A 21,681-nucleotide genomic window follows, 5' to 3' on the forward strand; every position below is an offset into this window, starting at 1 on the left:
GGGGACATCGGTGACCGAACACCTCGACAGCCCGGACAACGCCTGCTCGGTCGCCCTCGGCTCCGACCGGGTCGTCGGGTTCGCGCTCGGCTCGATGGAGTTCGAGCACCGCGACGACTGGACCTATCTCGAGCCGATCGCCGTCTCCCCGGATATGCAGGGCCACGGCATCGCTCGCCGCCTGGTGGACGTCTGCTCGTGAGCGTCGTTCGCGCGCCGCGCGCGCCGCATCGTCACCGACGTCAAGAATCGCAATGCCGCATCGTCGGCGCTGATGACCCGCAGCGGGTTCACCGCCGCCGCCATGGTGACGCTGTTCGTCCGCCCGAATCCGCATGAGCCGGAACCGCATACCGACGACGCGCTGCCCGCGGTCGCGCCCGGCACCAAGTGCGCGCTCATCCGCCGCGGCCGTCTCGCCGGTGAAGGGCGGGGCGCTCACTGAGTGCGCCCCGCGCTCGGTTCGCTCAGAACATCCCGTGCGGTATCAGATCGTCGTCGGGCACCGGCTGCACGACATCCCAGTGCCCTGACACGACATTTACCTGAGCGTCACGAGAGTGAACGTTCACGACATATAAAAAGCAGATTCTGATTGCTGTGACTTATCGCACCTAGTACTTTCGGAGCGTGCCCGATGTCCGTCATCGAAGGCGATGCGCCTCGGTGAACGCTCGCAAACCTTTGCGGCGGAATGGATCCGAGCGTGCCGGACTACGCCGTCAACGCTGCCTCATGAAAGGACGCCCGCCGTGGAATTCCAGGTGCCCATTATCGATATCTCACCCTATGTGGGTGCGGCGTCCGAGGCAGAACGGCGCGAGGTGGCCCGTCGGATCGATGGCGCCGCACACACGGTCGGATTCATGCAGATCGTCGGACATGCCATCCCTCAGCAGATCCTGGAAGACTTCGCCGCGGCCATCGACGTCTTCTTTGCGCTCGATTCGCAGACGAAGCAGGGTTACCGGACCCCGGCGGAGATCAACCGCGGCTACTCCCCGCCGAAGAGCGAAAGTCTCAGCCTGAGCCTCGGCGTGGAATCCGCGACCCGGATGAACGATTTCTTCGAGGCGTTCAATGTCGGTATTGCGGCATCGGCCTACCCGGAACTGGACCTGCCGACGGTCGACTACGCCGAAAGCGTCTGGCCCACAGAGGTACCCACGTTCGAGCCGCGCGTGCAGGCGTACTACGCAGAAGCTGCGCGCGTCGCCAGAACACTGACCACGATCTTCGCCGACGCACTCGAGTTGCCACGCGGCTACTTCGACCGGTTCACCGACCACTCGCTGGATGTGTTGCGGATGAACAACTATGCGTTGCCGCCGGGCACCGTCGGCCTCGACGGCGAACTCAAGGGCATGGGCGAGCACACCGACTACGGCATCGTCACCATCCTGTGGGCCGACCAGATGCCCGGCCTGCAGGTACTCGGCGCGGGCGGGCACTGGCAGGACGTGCAGCCCGCCGACGGCGCACTGCTGGTCAACCTCGGTGACCTGATGGCGCGCTGGACCAATGAGCGCTGGCTGTCGACCCTGCACCGAGTCATGCCGCCGATCGTCGACGGCACCATCGAACGCCGTCGCAGCGCCGCATTCTTCCATGACGGCAATATCGACGCGGTGATCGAAACGCTGCCGTCGTGCGTCGGCGCGGGCAGCAGGTACGAACCGATCACGGTCGCCGATCATGTGCGCGCCAAGCTCGCCGGTTCCCGTGCGCTGCGACCGAATACCAACGCAGCCCGGGAAGCGGCACGAGTCCTCGCGGCAGCGGAGGGTCATAACTGAACTAATTCAACCAATCGGTTACGTTTGTCTTCGACGCTGCATACTCAACCGTGTGTAAGGACACCTTTTCGTAGCGAATTTGCCCAGCTACAGGTGTCTTTTCGTCGTTCAGAGACAATCTGGGGTCCCGCGAGCCCAGGCGGTGGTCATAGCCTTGACCACTGCGGCCGCTACCAGATCGAGGGCAACGCGAACGGAGTCGTCGAGGAATGCGAGGCACCGCAGCGGTTCGCCGTCACCTGGGAGATGGGCCCACAAGTGTCGTGGCTGGAGGTCAGCCTCACCCCTACCGATGAGGGCAACCTGCTGGAGCTGGCACACGAGGCGCAAATCGACCCGAGTTGTGGTCGCAATTCGGACCCGGCGCCGTCGGCGTAGGTTGGGACCTTGCTCTGATGGGCCCGGGCCTGCACCTGTCGAGCGGAGCGGCAGTGGACCAGGGCGAGGCACTGACCTTTCACACCACCCCCGAAGGCAGGGCGTTCATCCGGGCAGCTGCCCTCGGTTGGGCGGACGCGGCCGTCAGCGACGGCGACGACCCGGCTGCCGCACACACAGCCGCGGAGCAGACGGCGGGCTCCTACACGACCGAGCCCGAGGACGGCCGAAAGTCCTGATGGGCCCCTCCCCTGCAAAGATCTTCGAGGCGCTCGGCGACCCAGTCCGCCGCTACATCCTCGAGCTGGCAGCGACCGGCGAGCAACCCGCCGGCGCAGTCGTCGCCGCCGTGCAACGGCACACACCGATCTCCCAGCCCGGCGTCTCCCAGCATCTCAAGGTGCTCCGCGACGCCGGGCTGGTGAGCGCCCGCGCGGAGGGCGCTCGCCGGCTCTATACCCTCGACTCTGCGGGCTTGGACGCGGCCCGATCATGGCTGACCAGCTTGGCCGACCCGCTGCAGCAGTTCGCCCAGCCCCTCGACGCGTCCCGCACCCACCGATCAACTCCACCAACTCCCGCCACCCGCCGCAGGTGAAGTTCCTACAGTGCATCGGCGTTTCACCGCGTGGACCGAGGCCGGTCTGTGGCGGCCGCTACATCGCGCGGTGCTGGACGAACTCGGCCCCCAACTGCCCGCCGACGTTCAGGGCCGAGGCGTGGCGGTGAAGTCGATCTGTCGGCGGGCGTTGGACAGTGCGGTGGACGCAGGTGCCGAGCGGGCCGGTGCGGTCGTAGAGGGAGGCGGTGCCGATCGGGATGGCTTCGGTGGCGAGTGTGCTGTCGACGCGGAGGCCGAGTTCGTACCCGAGGGGGAGTCTCGGCAACGTGAGGGTCATGATGGTGTTGATGTAGCCCGGCGCCGTGGGAGCCCCAGTGGCATACGTGGTTGGTGGTGTCGACGAGCACCGCGGCGCGCTGGAACGGTGAGATCGGTTCGCCTTCGACGAACGCGGGCAGGGTGTGCCACGAGGTTTTGCGATCGGCGTTCTGGTTCGCCGCGAAGTCGTGCGTCCACTCGCGATCGCCGCTCTTGAACAGTGGCGGCGCCCCGTCCGGGGACACACACCCTGGTGCGAGATCGGCGATGGGGCTGAGGGGGAAGCCGGACCGCGGGCCAAGTACCGGTTGGGCTTCGATCGCGAGTCGGCCAGCTACTTGTCCGCACCGAAGTAGCCTCCAGGAGAAACTGCTGCAAGCTAGACTCCTCCTGCCACTAGCGACTCAACGGCAAACGTTATCGCATGATTCGTTTCACCTCCGAGGAGGGCGTTGTGGTTGGCAGCAAATCGAGAGTTCGCCGGAGCAGGACGGCCGCAGCGGCGCTCGTGGCGGCAGTTGTCGTGCTGGCTTCGGCCGCGTTCTCGAAGGGTCCCTCGCCGTCTTTCAATACGGATGAGGACGCTGCGGTGAACGCGTACGCCTACACCTATCCGCTGGTGTCGGTGGAGGTGACGCGACGCCAGTCGACGAATGTTGCGCGCCCGGATGGGCGGGGCGCTGCTCCGATGAATCAGTTCGCCAATCTTGCGTTCATGCCGGATGCCTCGTTCACCAGTGTGGTGCGGCCGAACGTGGATACGTTGTATTCCTCGATGTTCTTTGATGTCTCGAAGGAGCCGCTGGTCATCGGCGTGCCGGATATGGGCACCCGCTATCACCTGTTCCCGCTGCTGGACATGTGGACAAACGTCGACGCATCGCCCGGCCCGCGCACCCTGGGTGTACTACATGGCTACCAGTTCGCAATCACCGGACCGAACTGGCACGGCACCCTCCCTGCGGGGGTGCGCGAATACCGGATGCCGACCGACGGCGGATGGATCATCGGCCGGATCCAGGTCAACGGGCCCAACGACGTCCCCGCTGTCGCCGCGATTCAGCAGCAGCTGACCGCGGTCCCGCTCAGCGCCTACGGCACGCCGTATGTTCCGCCGGAAAACACCGACCTGCACGCGTCCTGGCCCAAGAACCAGGAGGTCGCCGCCTATATTCACAACCTCACCCCGCAGCAGTACTGGGACCTGTACTACGACAGCCTCTCCCATGCCCAGACTCGGCCCGAAGACAAGGACCTGCTCACACAGCTGGCGAAGGTCCGGTGGTCGCCGGAAAAGAAACTCGACTGGAGCCGACTGTCCGATTCCGATCGCAAGATGTGGGAGAACGCCTGGACGAAGGCTCTGCCGAAGATCGAGGTGCCTTTCGGTGGCACGGCAGTTAATGGCTGGCGGATATCGCGGTCCGGCATCGGCTCCTACGGCACCAACTGGCTCGCCCGCGCCAATGTGGCTTACGGCGGGCTCGGCGCGAATCTGCCCGATGACGCGGTCTATCCGGCAGCCAGTGTCGACGGGAAGGGTGAGCTGCTAGGGGCTGATCACAACTATGTTCTGCACTTCGGCATGCACGAGATCCCCCCGGTGCACGCATTCTGGTCGCTGACGATGTACAACGACAAGGGATTCTTCGTCCACAACCCGGCCAAGCGATACGCGCGGCGCGGGGAGTCGGTGCAGAAGAATCCCGACGGCTCGGTCGACATCTACATTCAACCTCACTCCCCCGGTGCCGAACGTGAGGTCAACTGGCTACCCGCGCCCGCCTCGGGCAACTTCAACCTGCTGCTACGCCTGTACTCGCCCAACACGAAGGTTCTCGACGGCAGATGGAACCCTCCCGGCATCACGAAGATCAGCTGACGACCCCCGCGACGTCAACAGGTGCAATGCCCGGCCACATCGCCCTCCTTCTCGGTACCCGCCGTGGTTCTGTGCGCCACCTCGCCCGGGGCGCCTGACGAATCAAGTTTCAGCGTCCACGAGGGATGGTGTCGGGTTACGACCGTCCGATGAGGTCGATTCGCCGGACGGGTTCGCAGTCGGCTGCAGGTCCGGAAAGCACGCTCATCGGCATAGAACGTTCAGAGCTACTCGCTTCCTCGCGCACGCACTCCGCTCGCGGCGCCGACAACCGACGCTAATGCGATCGCGGCATGCACGGGTATTGCGAATCGCGCCGAGGAAGGACCTGCGCGCTCCCGTCCTCGCGGTCGGTGACGGCGCACTCCGGTTCCGGAAGGCAGAGCGTGATGTCTTCCCGCAAACCAAGGAACAGCGTTGCTGGTTCCACGAGCAAGCCAATGTTCTTGCGACACTGCCGAAGTCGGCGCACCTGAGGCTGGCTATGACGTTCGAGCTCATCTAGGCTGCTCGAGCCCGCTGGCGTCGGGGTCAACGCCCCGCACCTGGTCGCCCTGGTCCGCGCCGGAACCAGCTTCGTCGATGGCCACCTCGTCGAAAGACAAGGAACACCCACCTTGACGGTTCCCGGCGCACCACCGCAAAACCACACCACAGCGTTTCGGCGCGTCGGCGCGTCGGCGCGTTGGGCGATGATTCGACGCCGGCTGCATCGTCTACTCATCGACACCCCATTACGCAATCAGAAGGTAAACACGATGTCCCCCGCGCAGACACCCGAACCGATCATCGAACCGAGGGATATTCCAGCCGGCCGTGATCGGTCGCTCGACCGCCTCGACTTATTGCTGGGGCGATGGCAGACGCGGGCATCATTCGCAGCCGGATTCTTCGGACCCGATGCCCCGGCCGTGACCGAGCGCGGCGGGGTGAGCTTCGAATGGCTGGAAGGCAGGCATTTCCTCATCCAGCGTTTCACCAACGACCATCCGGCCGCCCCGGACGGTATCGCCGTCATCGGCGCCGACGGCGATACCGGGTTCGTTCAGCACTACTACGACTCCCGAGGAGTCACACGGATCTACCAGATGAGCCTCGACAACAACGTGTGGAAACTGTGGCGTCTGGCACCCGGATTCTCCCAGCGTTACACCGGTACCTTCACCGACGACGGGACCCGCATCACCGGCGCGTGGAAGCAGTCCGCCGACGGCACCACCTGGGAACACGACTTCGAGCTCGACTACATCAAACTCACCTGAACCTCCACGAACAGCGGCCCGGCCCAGCGGTACACGACCCCGACACCAGCGACTGGATCTCTGACGCCGAAGTCGCCGAAATCCCTTACACCGCTTTCGCTTCCACAAAGGATGCCACCACCGCGCAGCTGGTCGTGCGCCGCGTCCGCGATGCTCGCTACCCCGACGCGCTGTTTCGGTGTGCCGGCATCACCCATTCTTCACCAACTCCACCGAACCGCCGCCGGCGCCGACATCACCCACCGCCGCCACGCGATCATCGACACCGTCTTCGCCGATCTGATCGACGGCCCGCTCGCCCCTATGCCGTCGGGGCGCTTGGGCGCCACTCCGCGTGGCGCTCCGCCTCTCCTCCAAGCTGATCGTTCAGCGACTCGCACCACCGCAACTCGGTAGCAGCAGAACCTGGTTGCTGACCCCACCAGTCGCTCGCGCAAGTGGGGCAAGATCGACGATATGGGTACCACCCCGGGACCGCGCGTCCCCGAAAGCATCAACGACTTCCGCGTCCTCGCGGACTCCCGGCTGGGTGAGTTCCCGCGTATCGAAGTTCCGGATGCGCCTGGTATGCGCCGCGCGGCGGTTGTGCTGTGCGTGGTCGAGCAAGCCGACGGACCGCTGTCAGTGATCGTCATCAAACGGGCCTATCGTGGCCGCAACGCCGGGCAGTGGGGACTGCCCGGTGGTCGCCTGGACGAAGGCGAGACTCCCGAACAAGCCGCAGTACGCGAACTACACGAGGAACTCGGCCTGATGGCAGGTCCTACCGATCTCATCGGCAAGCTCGACGACTTCCCTGCCGCATCGGGATTCGCGATCACCCCGATCGTTATGACGCTGACCGACACCACCGACCTACGCCCCAACCCTGACGAGGTCCACTCCGTACACCTGGTCGACCTCGCTCGGCTCGCTGCCGAGGACACCCCGCGCTGGGTCCACACCAACGACGCAGTACGACAAGCACTCCGCGACAACGCCCCGCCGACCGACGAAACCGGCCTTCTGCAAATGCGCCTCGGCCCGAACATGACCATCCACGCGCCAACCGGCGCACTGCTCTGGCAATTCCGCGAGATCGTCCTCCTCGGCCGAACCCCCTCCGCCGCCCGAGCCGCTGACTTCATCCAACCCGATTGGACCCACCGCTAGCCCGAGATCAACGGGAGATGGCTGCGGCATCGCGCGAGAGGCTGCGCCGCCATGCCCAGTTCATCATTGAGCTGAGAAGTCAGCCCGCCCAGACGGATTCGAACGAGGTGGCTTCCTTCGGCGGCGGGGTGGGTGGCGACCGCGGTGCTGGAGAAGTCTCTGCCGACCATCCCGACCACGACCCTCAGCGCACTCACCAAACAACCGCCACCGCCCGCAGACCAGGCTAAGTCAAGGCTAAGTCGCCTTAGAGACTGTGCGGCTCAGTTCTGGACGGTTGGGCGGATCGTGATGTCACCGATCTCGACGTCGTCGGGCTGTTCGATAGCGAAGGCGACCGCGCGTGCAACGGCCACCGGCGGGATGGCGAACTCGTTCATATTGCGGCGGATTTGCTCACGGACGCGCGCGTCGTCGATGGAGTCGACGAGCTCGGTGCGGACGACACCGGGAGATACCGCCGTTGTCCGCAGCACGCCGTCGGTCGATTCCTGACGCAGTCCTTCCAGGAGGGTTCGGACGGCGTTCTTGGTTCCGGCGTAGACAGCCTGGGTGGGGACGATTTTCAGACCTGACGTCGACACGGTGGTTACGAGGTGGCCCCGGCCCTGTCGGCGGAAGACCGGGAGCGCCGCGGCGATGCCGTAGAGTACCCCGCGCAGATTGACGTCGATCATCGCCGACCAACCATCGACGTCGAGATCTTCCATCGGCCCGATCTTGCTGATGCCGGCATTGCTCACGAGCACATCGAGCTGCCCGAATTCTTCTATGCCTTTGCCGACGAGCTGTTCGAGGTCCTCACGACGGGTGACGTCCGTGGCGCAGGTAACAGCATGTCCACCTCGTTCGCGGATGCTTTGAGCGAGCAGGTCGAGACGTTCTGTACGGCGTGCACCGAGGACGACCGCCGCGCCACGCTCGGCGAGCAGGCGAGCGGTGGCTTCACCAATACCGCTGCTTGCTCCTGTGATAGCCACGACCTTGCCGTTGATGGCTGACATAAGGACCTTTCGAACTAATGTGGACACATGTCCGTTTGCTCACAGCGTAGCGGACACTTGTCCGTTTAGCTACCTGCATACAGAGGACCAGATGAGCTCATCCCGCCGCCGTGCTGACGCGACCGAGAATCGTGCCCGGATCGTCCAAGCCGCACGAGCTTTGATCACGAACTCGGACGAGTTGCGGCTCAACGCGGTTGCCAAGCGGGCAGGGATCGGCCAGGGCACTCTCTACCGCCACTTTCCGACCCGGGAAGACCTACTCGCCGAGGTCTATCGCCAAGACGTCGAGGTGCTTGTCGCGGCGGCACCTACGCTTCTGGCCGAGCACGAGCCCGTCACGGCGTTGGCTCGCTGGTTCGACCGGGTAGCCGACTATGCGCAAGTGAAGCGCGACGTGTTCGCAGCGGTCGAAGTGGCGGTATGGCAAGACCTCTCGACGCACAGCCTCGGCCCCATCGGTGGTGCGCTGACGATGCTCCTCGACGCCGGCAAAGCCCACGGAACGATCCGACCTGATGTCGACGCCCGCGATGTCATCATCCTCATCGGCTACCTGTCTCGTCTCGACAAGGCCGAGTGGAACACCCGCGCCCGGCACCTACTCGACATCGTTCTCAACGGATTGCGCAGTCGCGAGTAGCGCAGAACGTTGATGATGCGCCATGAGCCGTACTGCAGCACCCCAGTCCGGCGAAAGTGCAGCGCCGTATCGGAATTCAGTTCACACAACTCGACTCCGCAAGTATTGGCAGATGTCCGCTCATGGCGCTTGTCGCGCGTTCTTCGGTACCTGCTGGTCGACGACGTTCGCAAACCGGTACACCGGCAGCCAGTTGCAGGCAACGTTGGTGAAAGCCCAAGCACACGTGGGGGATTCGACTGACAGTCGATCGCACAAAGTGGGACAGATCCACGATTGGACCGACGTTGACACCGTCCAGCCGGTTATACCCCAACACTCCGCTCTAGCGGTTCGACCTCAACGAGCTGGCGACATGCATTCGGCACTGCGCTCGTCCTTGCCACACGACACCGCCCCTGCGGTAAGGGCTAACAGGATCGGGATCACCACAATACGGCGCAAAACTCGCATTGCTCGCAAATTAGACGGCCGTCCAACTATTCGCGAGGGTTTTGCTCAGCACAATCCAAACCGTTGTCGAGCTCCTTGCCGCACCGCTTGGATTACCGGGTTCAGAAAGCGCTCGAACGGAACTGGTCCGACGGGCGCATGTTGCGACAAGCATTCGGGAGCACGAGTGAAATTCCATCGGGTACTGGCGATCCCGGTCCTGGTAGCCACCGCGGCCCTCACCCTGACGGCGTGCGGCTCCGACGACAAGGCATCCTCCGACACGGTAGTGCGCATCGGCACCACCGACAAGGACAAGGCCTGGGACGTCTTCGAACAGAAGGCCAAGGAGCAGGGCATCACCCTGAAGATCACCAACTTCTCGGACTACAAGCAGCCCAATCTCGCGTTGTCGCAGAAGCAGATCGATGTGAATCTGTTCCAGCACCTGCAGTTTCTCGGCGCGTACAACGTCGCCAACAACGCGGATCTGACGCCGATCGGCTCCACCCAAATCGTGCCGCTCGGCCTGTACTCCAAGAAGCACAAGACCCTCGCCGACCTGCCACAGGGCGCCGAGATCGCGATTCCGAACGACCCGACCAACCAGGCGCGGGCGCTGTTCGTGTTGCAAGCCGCGGGGTTGCTGAAGCTGTCGTCGGACACCCGCGCACCCTCACCCGCCGATGTCGATAAGGGTGTGTCCAAGGTCAAGGTGACTCCCGTCGATGCGGCGCAGACCGCGCTGTCGCTGGCCTCGGTCGACGGATCGGTCATCAACAACACCTTCCTCGAGCGGTCCGGCGTCGACCCGCACTCGGCGCTGTACAAGGACGATCCGAAAAACCCGGCCGCCGAGCCGTACATCAACGCACTGGTGACCAGGGCCGAGGACAAGAACAACCCCGTGTACCTGAAGCTCGTCGCGCTCTGGCACGACCCGCAGGTGCAGCAGGCCGAGGCCGAAGTCACCAAGGGTACCTCCGTCGAGGTACAGCGCCCGGCTCCCGAACTGGAGCAGATCCTGCAGCGGGTGCAGCAGACCATCCGCGACGGCAACTGAACGAGCAGGTCCCTGCAGTCGAATTCCGTTCGGTCACCAAGGCTTTCGGTAAGAGCGCGCACCGAACGGTGGCGCTGGACAACATCGATCTGCGGATCGAAAAGGGCGAAATCTTCGGTGTGATCGGTTATTCCGGTGCGGGCAAGAGCACGCTGGTGCGGCTGATCAACGCACTGGAGAAGCCGACAAGCAGCACCGTCGAGGTCTCCGGCACACCCGTCACGGGTGTGCGGGAGGCCGAGGTGCGCCGGATCCGCCGCGACATCGGCATGGTGTTCCAGCAGTTCAACCTGTTCCGATCGCGCACGGCCGCAGGCAATATCGAGTATCCGCTGAAGGTCGCGCGGTGGCCGCGGGCCGAGCGCAAGGCGCGGATCGCCGAACTACTGGAGTTCGTCGGCCTGTCCGACAAGGCGCGCAGCTATCCCGATCAGTTGTCCGGTGGTCAGAAGCAGCGGGTGGGTATCTCCCGCGCCCTGGCCACCTCGCCGTCGCTGCTGCTCGCGGACGAATCGACCTCGGCGCTGGATCCGGAGACCACGCAGGAGGTGCTGCGGCTGCTGAAGAAGATCAATCGGGAACTCGGCGTCACCATCGTGGTCATCACCCACGAGATGGATGTCATCCGGGCGGTGGCCGATCGCGTCGCGGTGCTCGCGGAGGGCCGAATCGTCGAGCTGGCCAGCACTTTCGACGTGTTCGCCGATTCGCGGGCGACGCCGACCCGGTCCTTCGTCGACACCGTGCTGCACAACCGGCCCAGCGACGACGAGCTGCGCAGGTTGGGCGAACTGCACGGCGGCAGGCTGGTCACCGTCGATGTCGACGATCGGCGTGGCATTGGTGCGGCACTGGCCACCGCGGCGCATGCCGACGTCCGGTTCGAAGTGGTCTACGGCGGCGTGAGCACGTTGCAGGACACGACATTCGGCAGCATCACACTCGCCCCTGCACGGCACCGCCGAGGCCGTCGACAAGGTGATCGACGAGCTCGATCGACGGACGGCCCGAGAGGAGTAGCCATGCATACGGATTGGGACAAACTACGGCCGGTGCTGCAGGAAGCGATCGGCACCACCATCTACCTGGTGCTGCTCACCTTCTTGATCGGCGGGCTCATCGGGCTGTTCCTGGGGACCGCGCTGTACACCACCCGTAAGGGCGGTCTGCTCGCGAACGCGCCGATCTACTTCCTGCTCAACGTGATCGTGAACGTCGTACGGCCGATCCCCTTCATCATTCTGCTCGCGGCCCTCGGGCCGGTGACCCTCCAGGTGGTCGGCACCACCATCGGTACCGAGGCCGCCGCCTTCGTCATGATCGTCGCGGCCTCGTTCAGCATCGCGCGCATCGTGGAGCAGAACCTGGTCACCGTCGATCCGGGCGTCATCGAGGCGGCCAGGGCCGTCGGCGCAGGTCCTCTGCGCATCATCCTCACGCTGCTGATCCCAGAAGCGTTGGGCCCGTTGGTACTCGGGTATACCTTCGTGATCGTCGCCATCGTCGACATGTCGGCCATGGCGGGCACCGTCGGCGGCGGTGGGCTCGGCGATTTCGCGCTGGTCTACGGCTACCAGCGCTTCGACTGGCAGGTCACCCTGGTGGCGACGCTCATTATTATCGTCGGCGTGCAGGGCATCCAGTTTCTCGGCAATTTTCTGGCTCGAAAAGTGTTGCGCAGCTGAGACATTGCCGCGCCCGATGCGGGCGATCGCATCGGACGCGGCAATGGCGTGATCAGTGCGCGTTGGCCGTGCACTCCGAGGTGACGATCTTGGCGCGGCTCGGCGACGCGCTACCCAGCGCCACCAGGAATGGCGACGGGTCGGGGCCGAGCGCGGCGATCGCGGCCTGCTCCGCCTCTACCCGGGTGTATCCCCAGGCCCTGGTGTAGTGATTGTCGCGGACCGCGACGGCGCCACAGGCGTTGGCGAAGTGCACGATGATCTGGCAGTTGGAGGTGCCACACTCCGCCACCGCCCGACGATCCGACTCTTCCCAGCTCGCGTAGTTGAACGCCGAGCCGACCACCGCACCCCGCGAATCGATGGAGATCGCCAGCGAGCCGTACAGATCGCCGTCCGCGTGCGCGGTTCCCGCCCCGAGGGCGACAAACGCGGACGCGGACGCGACCAGACCCAGGGCAGCCTTGCCCGACACAAACATGATGATTTTCTCCCCGTTGAAAGACACAGCTTCGAGTCGAATCATCATCCAGCGCATCCGAATTGTCCAAATCTTCGTATCCGCCCTGTTCGCGACGTCACGCGTCCCGAACTTCGTAGTGGCACAACGTCTCTTCGGCCGAGCCGTCAGGTTCCGCTCGGCGCGACCCGATGCCACGGGGGCACCACCTCCCGCCAGTCGGCCGGCCAATTCGCCAGGACGACAATCATCATGATGACCAGGTGGATCGGGGCAGAGGTGCCCTGCCAGAACGGCGCGTCATCGATCAGGTGGATGGTTACCGCGCCGGACAGGACGAGGACCAGCATGGCCGCGCCCAGAAGTCGGCTCCGCCGACGCGGAATGACCAGCAGCACAGCGGCAATCAGTTCGAGGGCGCCCACCACGAAACGCATGTTCGGATGAAATCCCCAGTCTGCGAACTTCTCCGAATAGGCCGGACCGAAAAAGGTGTCGCCGGGCCAGAATTTCGTGGCGCATCTGATGAAGAACTCGAATCCGAGAAACCAGTACAGACCCGTACGCAACCGGGCCGATCGTGAGCGTTGCGGCATTGTTCTCTCTCCAGCAGCGACCGCCAGGGGTAGCGGCGACGGGCGCGTCCCGTCACCGCTATGACCAAGCCGGACCGGAGAATGTGACGCCGAAGCTGGTTCCGACCCGTTAGCCGGGGTGTATCACGCGGCGTTCTTCGTGCACGCCGAGACCACGACGCGGGCCGGACGCGTGGACGCGCTGCCCAGGTCCGGGAGCGGCGGCGAGGTCATACCGAGCGATTCCACCGCGACCCTCTCGGCGTCCTCCCGCGATCCCGCCGCGGCCCAGCCGTAGCGCCCATTCGCGGGCCTGCGCGACAGCCCCGAGCGAGGTCCTACCCAGCAACGACAAATGAAATCTCCCCGCCCAGAAGAAACGGGAAAGATCATGACCGATCCCATCCCAAATGTCCAGTACCCGAATGCTATTCGACGGTTCGCGACACCGTGTGATCGAACCACCGGGCCAGTAGCGTGGCCAAGCCGTCCTCGGTGACCGCCGGGCAGACTTCGTCGGCGGCCGCCCGGACCGGCTCCGGAGCCTGGCCCATCGCTACTCCATGCGCGGCCCAGGTCAGCATCTCCACATCGTTGGTGCCGTCACCGACGGCAAGCGTGTCGGCGGGGGATACCCCCAACCGGACGCGAAGCTCCTCCAGCGCAGTAGCTTTGGTAACTCCGACGGCGCCGATATCCATCCATGCCCCGTCCGATTCGGACCAACAGTGCCCGATCGGCACCGGCACGTCGGCCAGCGCGGCAATCAACTCGTCACTGCTGTGGTCGGGCCAGTGCACGGTCAGCCGGGTGGTCGGAGTGGCCACCAACTCGGCAAAATCCACCACCCGCACCACACCACCGAACTCGGACAGCCGGGCGATATGCACCGTGGTCCGCTCCCCGACCCCGGCCTCCTCCACCGTAAATATCGCACCGGGCAACACATCCCGTAGCACCGCGATCGGCTCGGCCAGATCGAACGCGGTCCGGTTGAGCACCGCACCGGTCGCCGCATCCAGCCACACCGCGCCGTTAGAGCAGATCGCCGTGCCCGCCGACAATCCGAGCTCGGCCAGAAACGGCAGTGTGCCGAACGTCGACCGACCGGTCGACAACACCACATGCGCGTCGGCGAGCAGCACCGCGCCGACGGCCGCCCGCACGGCCGGACTCATCGTGGTGTGTGCGAGAAGGGGACTCACTCCGGTTCCCCGACACAGGGTGCCGTCGATATCCAACGCCACGAGGCGTGGCCTCCAGGTCGGGCTCATTGCCCACTACCCGGCGCGGGGGTTATGGCGGTGCAGAACGGTTGGCAGGAGCCGGGAGTCGTGCTCGGGACCGGCGTCGATGATCCGTGTCCGAAATCGCCGGTGCTGACCAGCACCATCACCATGACGGCGAAGAACACGATGAGTACGAGGATGATCATGATCCAGCCCCAGCGCGGCTGCCGATGTCTCGAGAACTCTCGGACTTCCAACCAGAACATCGCAGCCTCTTCCGCGCACTCCTGCTGACCATTATCGCAGTCGCCGAATATTCAGTCAGGGCAACAGCATTACTCGGATGCTCATGGTCATTCCCGTCGGCTGCGCCGCACCGAACTACCTCGACGAATGTCACGAACAGCGGCGCGAACTGCTCGGTTTGTGGATGGGCTCCTTCGACCACGCGGGTGCTTCGTCGACGCCCCGCCTGGGCGCAGCCCCCCACAGATTGTGTTTTCACGATTCACACCACCTGCGGAGATGATGATGCGGGCAGAAACGAAGACCCCGAGACGGATTGGCAGAGAACCCCGGCGGCCCGCTTCGGTCGGCCCGAGAATTCGAAGACGTCAGGCACCCTCGCCGCAGATGACGAGAGCCCTAGAGTCCAATGGTTGGAGTTTCGAGGGCTCTCATCGATCACGGCGGCGGTGACATTCGGCAACAGCGACATACGCGGCCCGGAAAGTGCTGTGCCGCTACATTTTTGACCGACGCACCGAGCTGAGTCGCTCGCGTGTCTTCAGCTCAGACCGTGAAGCCGAGGGCGCGGAGTTGCTCGCGGCCGTCTTCGGTGATCTTGTCGGGGCCCCACGGGGGCATCCAGACCCAGTTGATTTTGAGGTCGTCGACGAGGCCGCTGCGAACCAGGGCGTTGCGGGACTGGTCCTCGATGACATCGGTGAGCGGGCAGGCCGCAGACGTCAGGGTCATGTCCAGCACGGCGACTTCGTCTTCGATCGCAAGGCCGTATACGAGGCCGAGGTCGACCACGTTGATGCCGAGTTCGGGGTCGACGACGTCGCGCATCGCCTCCTCCAGGTCCTCGAGGCGCTTGATGTCCTCTGGGGACAACTGCGGCTGTTCGACCGTTTCCGTTGCCGGTGTATCACTCATGACGTTCCCCGTTTCCCATCGCGGGCTTGACTTGCTCTGCTGCTGATACCCGGACCACCGCGTCCTTGAACGCCATCCAACCCAGCAGCGCGCATTTCACCCGCGCCGGGTACTTCGCGACGCCCGCGAAGGCGATGCCGTCGCCGATCATGTCCTCGTCGCCCTCGACGGTGCCGCGGCTAGCGATCATCTCGTTGAACGAGTCGACCACCTTGAGCGCCTGCTGCACCGGCAGGCCGATGACCTGGTCGGTAAGCACCGACGTGGATGCCTGACTGATCGAGCAGCCCTGACCGTCGTAGGAGACGTCGGTGACATCGCCGTTGTCGTCGATCTGGACGCGCAGGGTCACCTCGTCACCGCAGGTCGGGTTGACATGGTGCACCTCGGCACCGAACGGCTCCCGCAGTCCGCGGTGATGCGGGTGCTTGTAGTGGTCCAGGATTACTTCCTGGTACATCTGCTCCATGCGCATGTCTTATGCAACTCCGAAGAAGCTCTGAGCCTTCCGCACTGCGGCTACCAGCTTGTCTACCTCATCGACGGTGTTGTAAACCGCGAAGGAGGCCCGGGCGGTGGCGGGTATGCCGAGCCGGCGCATCAGCGGCCACGCGCAGTGGTGACCCACCCGGATGGCGACACCTTCGTCGTCGAGGATCTGGCCGACATCGTGCGCGTGGATGCCGTCGACCACGAACGACACCGCGCCACCGCGGTCCACGTTCTCGATCGGGCCGACAATCCGCACGCCGTCGATCGCGCCGAGTCCTTCCAGCGCCGCGTCGACCAGTGTGTGCTCGTGCGCCGCAACGGCATCCATGCCGATCGCTTCGAGATACCGCACCGCAGCGCCCAATCCGACCACCTGCGAGGTCATCGGCACCCCGGCCTCGAACCGCTGCGGTGGTGGGGCGTATGTGGTCAGTTCCATGGTGACGGTTTCGATCATGGAGCCACCGGTGATGAACGGCGGGGTCTCCTCGAGCAGCGCGCGGCGGCCGAAGAGCACGCCGACACCGGAGGGGCCGAGCATCTTGTGCCCGGAGAACGCGGCGAAGTCGACACCGATCTCACGGAAGTTCACCGGCATGTGCGGCACCGACTGGCAGGCATCGAGCACCGTGAGGGCGCCGACTTCCTTTGCCCGGCGCACCAATTCGGCGACCGGCGAGACCGAACCGGTGACATTCGATTGGTGGGTGAAGGCGACAACCTTGGTGGCGGGCGACAATTCGAGCGAATCCAGATCGATCCGGCCGTCATCGGTGATGCCGTACCACTTCAGCGTGGCGCCGGTCCGGCGCGCAAGCTCCTGCCACGGAACGAGATTCGCGTGGTGCTCGAGCTCGGTGATGACGATCTCGTCGCCGGGACCCACGTGGTACGGGAACCGATCGTCGGCGAACGAATACGTCACCAGGTTCAGCGATTCGGTCGCGTTCTTGGTGAACACGATCTCACCGGCGTCGACGCCGACGAATCGGGCGATATCGGCCCTGGCGTCCTCGTAGGCGTCGGTCGCCTCCTCGGCCAGCTGGTGTGCGCCGCGGTGCACGGCCGAATTGTGCTGGACCAGAAAGTCACGTTCCGCGTCGAGAACCGCGACGGGCCGCTGCGAGGTCGCGCCCGAGTCCAGGTACACCAACGGTTTCTCGGCCCGAACCGTGCGGCTCAGGATCGGGAAATCGGCCCGAATGCGGGCCACGTCGAGTGCGGGGACCGTGGCGGTCATATCAGGCTCCTGCGGTTGCAGACTGGGTGAAGCGGACGTAGCCGTTGGCGTCGAGTTCGTCGGCCAGTTCCGAGCCACCCTCGGCGACGATGCGGCCGCCGACGAACACGTGCACGAATTCCGGCTTGATGTAGCGCAGGATTCGGGTGTAGTGCGTGATCAGCAGCACGCCACCGTTCTCGCGCTCCTTGTAGCGGTTGACGCCCTCGGAGACGATGCGCAACGCGTCGACGTCCAGGCCGGAGTCGGTCTCGTCCAGGATGGCGATCTTGGGCTTGAGCAGGCCGAGCTGCAGGATCTCGTGACGCTTCTTCTCACCGCCGGAGAAGCCCTCGTTCACGTTGCGTTCCGCGAAGGCGGGGTCGATCTCGAGCTCGCTCATCGAGTCCTTGACCTCCTTGACCCAATGCCGCAGCTTGGGGGCCTCACCGCGCACGGCGGTGGCGGCGGTACGCAGGAAGTTCGACGTGGAGACTCCGGGCACCTCGACCGGGTACTGCATGGCCAGGAACAGGCCCGCACGCGCACGCTCGTCGACGGACATCGCGAGGACGTCCTCGCCGTCGAGGGTGATCGAGCCGGAGGTCACCGTGTACTTGGGGTGACCGGCGATCGCGTACGACAGGGTCGACTTGCCGGAGCCGTTGGGGCCCATGATGGCGTGCGTCTCACCGGATTTGATGGTGAGGTTCACGCCGTTGAGGATCTTGATGGGCTCGCCGGACTCGTCCGGGTTGGCAACCTCGACGTGCAGGTCCTTGATTTCCAGGGTGGTCATCGAATTCGAGTTCCTTTGTGGGGGTAAGTGGTTCGGGTGTCAGACGCCGACAGCAGCGAGCTCGGCCTCGATGGCCGCCTCCAGCCGCTCCCGGATCTCGGGTACCGCGATCTTCTGGATGATCTCATGGAAGAAGCCGCGCACCACCAGGCGTCGCGCCACATCCTCCGGGATACCGCGGGCGCGCAGGTAGAATAGCTGCTCGTCATCGAAACGGCCGGTGGCGGAGGCATGTCCGGCACCGACGATCTCGCCGGTTTCGATCTCCAGGTTCGGCACCGAGTCGGCGCGGGCGCCGTCGGTGAGCACCAGGTTGCGGTTGAGTTCGAAGGTTTCGGTGCCCTCGGCCGCCGCGCGGATCAGCACGTCGCCCACCCACACGGTGTGCGCGTCGGACTTGCCGGAATTCGGATCGCCCTGCAGCGCACCCTTGTACGCCACGTTCGACTTGCAATGCGGCTGCGAGTGGTCGACCAGCAGACGCTGCTCGAAATGCTGGCCCGCGTCGGCGAAGTAGAGCCCGAGCAGCTCGGCGTCGCCGCCGGGGCCCGCGTACTTCACGGTCGGGGTCAGCCGAACCAGGTCGCCACCGATAGTCACCACGGTGTGCCGCAGCGTCGCGTCGCGATTGAGCAGCGCGTGGTGCGCGGAGACATGTACGGTGTCGTCGGCCCAGTCCTGCACGGCGACCACGGTCAGCCGGGCGCTGTCACCGAGTATGAATTCGATGTTCTCCGCGTAGGTTCCGCTGCCGCGCTGGTCGATCACCACGGTCGCGACAGCGAAATTGCCGAGCCGGATCTGCAGGTGACCGAAGGCGACCTTGTCGACGCCGGGACCGGTGATGGTCATGACGACCGGCTCGGCCATCTCGGCTTCGGCGGCGATGCTCAGCACGGTGGCGGACTCGAAGCCCGAGTAAGCCTGCGCCGCAACTCGATCCGCGGGTTTGCCCGCTTGGCCGAGGCGCGCGTCGTCGCGTCCGACGGTCTCCACGGTGACGCCGTCGACAGTCGTAACCTCGACGCCCGCAGCACCATTCGCGACGGCGGTGCCGTCGTGCAGCCCGCGCAGGCGGCGCAACGGGGTGAACCGCCACGCTTCGTCGCGACCCGAGGGCACCTCGAACTGGTTGACGTCGAACGAGGTGAAGACCTCGCCCTTGTTGACCGCTGCCCCGGCGCCCGGGTTCTGAATCGGCTTCGAGGGGTTCTCACCCTCGAAAGCGCCGGCCAGAGCGGAGCCTGCGGAGCGACCCATTCCAACACCGTCGCCAAGCGACATCAGCCCACGGCCCCTTCCATCTGCAGCTCGATGAGCCGGTTCAATTCCAGTGCGTATTCCATCGGCAGTTCCTTGGCGATCGGCTCGACGAAGCCGCGCACCACCATGGCCATTGCCTCGTCCTCGGTCAGGCCGCGGCTCATCAGATAGAACAGCTGGTCCTCGGAGACCTTCGAGACGGTCGCCTCGTGACCCATCGTCACGTCGTCCTCGCGGATGTCGACGTACGGGTAGGTGTCCGAACGGCTGATCGTATCGACAAGCAGCGCATCGCATTTCACCGTCGACCTGGAGCCGTACGCGCCCTTGTTCACCTGGACGAGACCACGGTAGGAGGCCCGGCCACCGCCACGCGCCACCGACTTGCTGATGATGTTCGAGGACGTGTGCGGTGCCAGGTGCAGCATCTTGGCACCGGTGTCCTGGTGCTGACCCTCACCGGCGAACGCCACCGAGAGCACCTCGCCGCGGGCGTACTCGCCGGTCATCCAGACCGCCGGGTACTTCATGGTGACCTTGGAGCCGATGTTGCCGTCGACCCACTCCATGGTCGCGCCCGCCTCCGCCTTGGCCCGCTTGGTGACCAGGTTGTAGACGTTGTTCGACCAGTTCTGGATGGTGGTGTAGCGGCAGCGGCCGCCCTTCTTCACGATGATCTCGACCACCGCGGAGTGCAGCGAGTCCGACTTGTAGATCGGCGCGGTGCAGCCCTCGACGTAGTGCACGTAGGCGTCCTCGTCGACGATGATCAGCGTGCGCTCGAACTGACCCATGTTCTCGGTGTTGATTCGGAAGTACGCCTGCAGCGGGATGTCGACCTGCACGCCCGGCGGCACGTAGATGAACGAGCCACCCGACCACACGGCGGTGTTCAGCGCGGAGAACTTGTTGTCGCCCGCCGGGATCACGGTGCCGAAGTACTTGTGGAACAGCTCCGGCTGCTCCCGTAGCGCGGTGTCGGTGTCGAGGAAGACGACGCCCTGCTTCTCCAGATCCTCACGGATGGAGTGGTAGACGACCTCGGACTCGTACTGCGCCGCGACGCCGGACACCAGGCGCTGCTTCTCCGCCTCGGGGATGCCCAGCTTGTCGTAGGTGTTCTTGATGTCCTCGGGCAGGTCTTCCCAGGTCTCGGCCTGCTTCTCGCTGGAGCGCACGAAGTACTTGATGTTGTCGAAGTCGATGCCGTCGAGGTTGGAGCCCCAGTTCGGCATGGGCTTGCGATCGAAGATGCGCAGCGCCTTCAGGCGGGTGTCCAGCATCCAGTCCGGCTCGCTCTTCTTCGCCGAAATGTCGCGGACAACCGCCTCGGAAAGGCCTCGTTGCGCGCTGGCACCGGCCACATCCGAATCGGCCCAACCGTAGCCGTATTTGCCCAGCGAAGCGATGGCCTCTTCCTGGGTGAGCGGTTGCACCTGGTCGGTGGTTGTCGTCATTCGGCACTCCTTCCGGAGTCGTTCGTGCGTTCCGCTGCGGGCTGTGCAGCGGTTGGTGTGGAAGCTGTCTTCGTTTCGGTATTAGGGAGAACGAACAGCGGCACGTGTGTGGTGCACGCGCAATCGCCGTTCGCGATCGTCGCAAGTCGTTGGACATGCGTTCCGAGCAGGTCCCGGAAAGCCTCGAGTTCGGCCTCGCACAGCTGCGGGAATTCCTCCGCGACGTGGGAGACCGGGCAATGATGCTGGCAGATCTGCACGCCCGCGCCCACCTTGCGGGTGGTCGCGGCGAAACCGGCGTCGGTGAACGCCTCGGCGATCTCCTCCGCCTTGGCGGAGGTGGTCTCGGCGGTGTGCTGCTCGACCGGTTCGATACCGGCCACGATGGTGCCAGCCCGCTTGCGTGCGAACTCGGTGATCGCCTGGTCGCCACCGATCTGGCCGAGCTGCCGAATCGCGGCGCCGGCCAGGTCGTCGTAGGCGTGCCCCAGCCGACCGCGGCCCAACGAGGTGAGCTGGTACTGCTTGGCCGGACGACCGCGCCCCTTCTGCTGCCAGGGCGCCGAACGGCTGGCTCGGGCCTGCCCGGAGTCGATGAGCGCATCGAGATGGCGACGCACTCCCGCCGGGGTCAGTCCCAGCTTGGTTCCGATGGATGTCGCGGTGATCGGCCCCTCTTCCAGCAGCAGCTGGACGATGGCAGCCCGCGTATGCCCCTCACCGCCCGCGACCAGGGTCGCGGGCGCAGCCGACGACACGGTGCCGGTGCGGCGACCGGCCCCAGAGTCCTCGTCATGCGGCGGCAAACCCACGCTTTTCACAACACCAGTGTGACGGAATTAGTTCCCG

Annotated in this window: 26 protein-coding genes and 2 pseudogenes; 14 read left to right on the top strand and 14 right to left on the bottom strand. The window is 65.0% G+C overall.

Annotated elements, in window-relative coordinates; genetic code table 11:
- Positions 1–10: 10 nt before the first annotated feature.
- From ACV7NQ_RS45560 to ACV7NQ_RS45585, 6 genes are all read left to right on the top strand, one after another.
- Entirely contained in the window at positions 11–202 is a 192-nt protein-coding gene (locus ACV7NQ_RS45560; protein WP_463365151.1) for a GNAT family N-acetyltransferase, read from the top strand.
- Positions 203–274: 72 nt separating this feature from the next.
- Positions 275–445: a hypothetical protein gene (locus ACV7NQ_RS45565; RefSeq protein ID WP_463365152.1), complete on the top strand. Its 171-nt coding sequence runs from the start codon at positions 275–277 to the stop codon at positions 443–445.
- Positions 446–752: 307 nt separating this feature from the next.
- Positions 753–1,796 (top strand): isopenicillin N synthase family dioxygenase, encoded by a 1,044-nt coding sequence (locus ACV7NQ_RS45570; RefSeq protein WP_463365153.1) that lies wholly within the window; start codon positions 753–755, stop codon positions 1,794–1,796.
- 93 nt (positions 1,797–1,889) lie between these two features.
- Positions 1,890–2,174: an SRPBCC family protein gene (locus ACV7NQ_RS45575; RefSeq protein WP_463365154.1), complete on the top strand. Its 285-nt coding sequence runs from the start codon at positions 1,890–1,892 to the stop codon at positions 2,172–2,174.
- Positions 2,175–2,227: 53 nt separating this feature from the next.
- Positions 2,228–2,413, top strand: a complete 186-nt coding sequence (locus ACV7NQ_RS45580) for a hypothetical protein (RefSeq protein WP_463365155.1) — start codon at positions 2,228–2,230, stop codon at positions 2,411–2,413.
- Positions 2,413–2,772 (top strand): ArsR/SmtB family transcription factor, encoded by a 360-nt coding sequence (locus ACV7NQ_RS45585; protein ID WP_463365156.1) that lies wholly within the window; start codon positions 2,413–2,415, stop codon positions 2,770–2,772. The genes ACV7NQ_RS45580 and ACV7NQ_RS45585 overlap by 1 nt, the downstream gene beginning before the upstream one ends.
- 58 nt (positions 2,773–2,830) lie before the next feature.
- Here the strand turns inward: ACV7NQ_RS45585 and ACV7NQ_RS45590 are convergent, their stop codons facing one another.
- A complete protein-coding gene (locus ACV7NQ_RS45590; RefSeq protein ID WP_463365157.1) occupies positions 2,831–3,073 on the bottom strand; it encodes a hypothetical protein in 243 nt (80 codons plus the stop codon).
- Positions 3,074–3,562: 489 nt separating this feature from the next.
- Here ACV7NQ_RS45590 and ACV7NQ_RS45595 point away from each other — a divergent pair, with 489 nt between their 5' ends.
- The 4 genes and pseudogenes from ACV7NQ_RS45595 to ACV7NQ_RS45610 all read left to right on the top strand — a co-directional run bounded on the left by ACV7NQ_RS45595 (position 3,563) and on the right by ACV7NQ_RS45610 (position 7,350).
- Positions 3,563–4,936, top strand: a complete 1,374-nt coding sequence (locus ACV7NQ_RS45595) for a DUF1254 domain-containing protein (RefSeq protein ID WP_463365158.1) — start codon at positions 3,563–3,565, stop codon at positions 4,934–4,936.
- Positions 4,937–5,694: 758 nt separating this feature from the next.
- Complete coding sequence (locus ACV7NQ_RS45600; protein ID WP_463365159.1) at positions 5,695–6,198, top strand: hypothetical protein; 504 nt, start codon at positions 5,695–5,697, stop codon at positions 6,196–6,198.
- A 26-nt stretch (positions 6,199–6,224) separates the two neighbouring features.
- A pseudogene (locus ACV7NQ_RS45605) lies at positions 6,225–6,525 on the top strand (IS1380 family transposase); the annotation flags it as partial.
- A gap of 129 nt (positions 6,526–6,654) precedes the next feature.
- The gene (locus tag ACV7NQ_RS45610; protein ID WP_463365160.1) at positions 6,655–7,350 is read left to right on the top strand and encodes an NUDIX hydrolase; all 696 of its coding nucleotides are present in this window, start codon (positions 6,655–6,657) and stop codon (positions 7,348–7,350) included.
- On the opposite strand, the gene ACV7NQ_RS45615 is transcribed toward ACV7NQ_RS45610, so the two are convergent.
- Positions 7,347–7,547 (bottom strand): hypothetical protein, encoded by a 201-nt coding sequence (locus tag ACV7NQ_RS45615; protein WP_463365161.1) that lies wholly within the window; start codon positions 7,545–7,547, stop codon positions 7,347–7,349. The genes ACV7NQ_RS45610 and ACV7NQ_RS45615 overlap by 4 nt on opposite strands.
- Positions 7,548–7,613: 66 nt before the next feature.
- A complete protein-coding gene (locus ACV7NQ_RS45620; protein WP_463365162.1) occupies positions 7,614–8,354 on the bottom strand; it encodes an SDR family oxidoreductase in 741 nt (246 codons plus the stop codon).
- 91 nt (positions 8,355–8,445) lie between these two features.
- Between ACV7NQ_RS45620 and ACV7NQ_RS45625 the strand changes: the two genes are divergently transcribed.
- The 4 genes and pseudogenes from ACV7NQ_RS45625 to ACV7NQ_RS45640 all read left to right on the top strand — a co-directional run bounded on the left by ACV7NQ_RS45625 (position 8,446) and on the right by ACV7NQ_RS45640 (position 12,177).
- On the top strand, positions 8,446–8,997 hold the full coding sequence (locus ACV7NQ_RS45625; protein WP_463365163.1) for a TetR/AcrR family transcriptional regulator: 552 nt from the start codon (positions 8,446–8,448) through the stop codon (positions 8,995–8,997).
- Between the two features lie 619 nt (positions 8,998–9,616).
- Entirely contained in the window at positions 9,617–10,492 is an 876-nt protein-coding gene (locus tag ACV7NQ_RS45630; RefSeq protein ID WP_463365164.1) for a MetQ/NlpA family ABC transporter substrate-binding protein, read from the top strand.
- Positions 10,489–11,512, top strand: a pseudogene (locus ACV7NQ_RS45635) (methionine ABC transporter ATP-binding protein). Before ACV7NQ_RS45630 ends, ACV7NQ_RS45635 begins: the two are co-directional and overlap by 4 nt.
- Before the next feature lie 2 nt (positions 11,513–11,514).
- Positions 11,515–12,177, top strand: coding sequence for a methionine ABC transporter permease (locus tag ACV7NQ_RS45640; RefSeq protein WP_463365165.1), 663 nt, complete (start codon positions 11,515–11,517; stop codon positions 12,175–12,177).
- A 52-nt stretch (positions 12,178–12,229) separates the two neighbouring features.
- On the opposite strand, the gene ACV7NQ_RS45645 is transcribed toward ACV7NQ_RS45640, so the two are convergent.
- The 11 genes from ACV7NQ_RS45645 to ACV7NQ_RS45695 all read right to left on the bottom strand — a co-directional run bounded on the left by ACV7NQ_RS45645 (position 12,230) and on the right by ACV7NQ_RS45695 (position 21,644).
- Positions 12,230–12,706: a DUF4189 domain-containing protein gene (locus ACV7NQ_RS45645; RefSeq protein ID WP_463365166.1), complete on the bottom strand. Its 477-nt coding sequence runs from the start codon at positions 12,704–12,706 to the stop codon at positions 12,230–12,232.
- A 98-nt stretch (positions 12,707–12,804) separates the two neighbouring features.
- The gene (locus tag ACV7NQ_RS45650) at positions 12,805–13,206 is read right to left on the bottom strand and encodes a DoxX family protein (protein ID WP_463365167.1); all 402 of its coding nucleotides are present in this window, start codon (positions 13,204–13,206) and stop codon (positions 12,805–12,807) included.
- A gap of 434 nt (positions 13,207–13,640) precedes the next feature.
- A complete protein-coding gene (locus ACV7NQ_RS45655) occupies positions 13,641–14,486 on the bottom strand; it encodes an HAD family hydrolase (protein ID WP_463365168.1) in 846 nt (281 codons plus the stop codon).
- Positions 14,483–14,707, bottom strand: coding sequence for a hypothetical protein (locus tag ACV7NQ_RS45660; protein WP_463365169.1), 225 nt, complete (start codon positions 14,705–14,707; stop codon positions 14,483–14,485). Before ACV7NQ_RS45660 ends, ACV7NQ_RS45655 begins: the two co-directional genes overlap by 4 nt.
- 526 nt (positions 14,708–15,233) lie before the next feature.
- Entirely contained in the window at positions 15,234–15,602 is a 369-nt protein-coding gene (locus ACV7NQ_RS45665; protein WP_463365170.1) for a metal-sulfur cluster assembly factor, read from the bottom strand.
- Positions 15,595–16,077, bottom strand: a complete 483-nt coding sequence (sufU, locus tag ACV7NQ_RS45670) for a Fe-S cluster assembly sulfur transfer protein SufU (RefSeq protein WP_463365171.1) — start codon at positions 16,075–16,077, stop codon at positions 15,595–15,597. The genes ACV7NQ_RS45665 and sufU overlap by 8 nt, the downstream gene beginning before the upstream one ends.
- Positions 16,078–16,080: 3 nt before the next feature.
- A complete protein-coding gene (locus tag ACV7NQ_RS45675) occupies positions 16,081–17,334 on the bottom strand; it encodes a cysteine desulfurase (RefSeq protein ID WP_463365172.1) in 1,254 nt (417 codons plus the stop codon).
- A 1-nt stretch (position 17,335) separates the two neighbouring features.
- Entirely contained in the window at positions 17,336–18,112 is a 777-nt protein-coding gene (gene sufC / locus ACV7NQ_RS45680; RefSeq protein ID WP_463365173.1) for a Fe-S cluster assembly ATPase SufC, read from the bottom strand.
- Between the two features lie 39 nt (positions 18,113–18,151).
- Positions 18,152–19,372, bottom strand: coding sequence for a Fe-S cluster assembly protein SufD (gene sufD, locus ACV7NQ_RS45685; protein ID WP_463365174.1), 1,221 nt, complete (start codon positions 19,370–19,372; stop codon positions 18,152–18,154).
- 23 nt (positions 19,373–19,395) lie between these two features.
- Positions 19,396–20,832 carry a Fe-S cluster assembly protein SufB gene (sufB, locus tag ACV7NQ_RS45690; RefSeq protein WP_463365175.1) on the bottom strand — a complete coding sequence of 479 codons (1,437 nt, stop codon included), beginning with the start codon at positions 20,830–20,832 and terminating at the stop codon, positions 19,396–19,398.
- Complete coding sequence (locus ACV7NQ_RS45695; protein WP_463365176.1) at positions 20,829–21,644, bottom strand: helix-turn-helix transcriptional regulator; 816 nt, start codon at positions 21,642–21,644, stop codon at positions 20,829–20,831. The genes sufB and ACV7NQ_RS45695 overlap by 4 nt, the downstream gene beginning before the upstream one ends.
- Positions 21,645–21,681: the final 37 nt, after the last annotated feature.

Source organism: Nocardia sp. Tas62D01 (assembly GCF_055232035.1).

Excerpts from the sequence above, each read along its gene's own strand:
- ACV7NQ_RS45565 (WP_463365152.1), top strand. The coding sequence starts at position 275 with ATGACCCGCAGCGGGTTCACCGCCGCCGCCATGGTGACGCTGTTCGTC.
- ACV7NQ_RS45585 (WP_463365156.1), top strand. The coding sequence starts at position 2,413 with ATGGGCCCCTCCCCTGCAAAGATCTTCGAGGCGCTCGGCGACCCAGTC.
- ACV7NQ_RS45590 (WP_463365157.1), bottom strand. The coding sequence starts at position 3,073 with ATGACCCTCACGTTGCCGAGACTCCCCCTCGGGTACGAACTCGGCCTC.
- ACV7NQ_RS45600 (WP_463365159.1), top strand. The coding sequence starts at position 5,695 with ATGTCCCCCGCGCAGACACCCGAACCGATCATCGAACCGAGGGATATT.
- ACV7NQ_RS45610 (WP_463365160.1), top strand. The coding sequence starts at position 6,655 with ATGGGTACCACCCCGGGACCGCGCGTCCCCGAAAGCATCAACGACTTC.
- ACV7NQ_RS45620 (WP_463365162.1), bottom strand. The coding sequence starts at position 8,354 with ATGTCAGCCATCAACGGCAAGGTCGTGGCTATCACAGGAGCAAGCAGC.
- ACV7NQ_RS45625 (WP_463365163.1), top strand. The coding sequence starts at position 8,446 with ATGAGCTCATCCCGCCGCCGTGCTGACGCGACCGAGAATCGTGCCCGG.
- ACV7NQ_RS45640 (WP_463365165.1), top strand. The coding sequence starts at position 11,515 with ATGCATACGGATTGGGACAAACTACGGCCGGTGCTGCAGGAAGCGATC.
- ACV7NQ_RS45645 (WP_463365166.1), bottom strand. The coding sequence starts at position 12,706 with ATGATGATTCGACTCGAAGCTGTGTCTTTCAACGGGGAGAAAATCATC.
- ACV7NQ_RS45655 (WP_463365168.1), bottom strand. The coding sequence starts at position 14,486 with ATGAGCCCGACCTGGAGGCCACGCCTCGTGGCGTTGGATATCGACGGC.
- ACV7NQ_RS45660 (WP_463365169.1), bottom strand. The coding sequence starts at position 14,707 with ATGTTCTGGTTGGAAGTCCGAGAGTTCTCGAGACATCGGCAGCCGCGC.
- ACV7NQ_RS45665 (WP_463365170.1), bottom strand. The coding sequence starts at position 15,602 with ATGAGTGATACACCGGCAACGGAAACGGTCGAACAGCCGCAGTTGTCC.
- sufU (WP_463365171.1), bottom strand. The coding sequence starts at position 16,077 with ATGCGCATGGAGCAGATGTACCAGGAAGTAATCCTGGACCACTACAAG.
- ACV7NQ_RS45675 (WP_463365172.1), bottom strand. The coding sequence starts at position 17,334 with ATGACCGCCACGGTCCCCGCACTCGACGTGGCCCGCATTCGGGCCGAT.
- sufC (WP_463365173.1), bottom strand. The coding sequence starts at position 18,112 with ATGACCACCCTGGAAATCAAGGACCTGCACGTCGAGGTTGCCAACCCG.
- sufD (WP_463365174.1), bottom strand. The coding sequence starts at position 19,372 with ATGGGTCGCTCCGCAGGCTCCGCTCTGGCCGGCGCTTTCGAGGGTGAG.
- sufB (WP_463365175.1), bottom strand. The coding sequence starts at position 20,832 with ATGACGACAACCACCGACCAGGTGCAACCGCTCACCCAGGAAGAGGCC.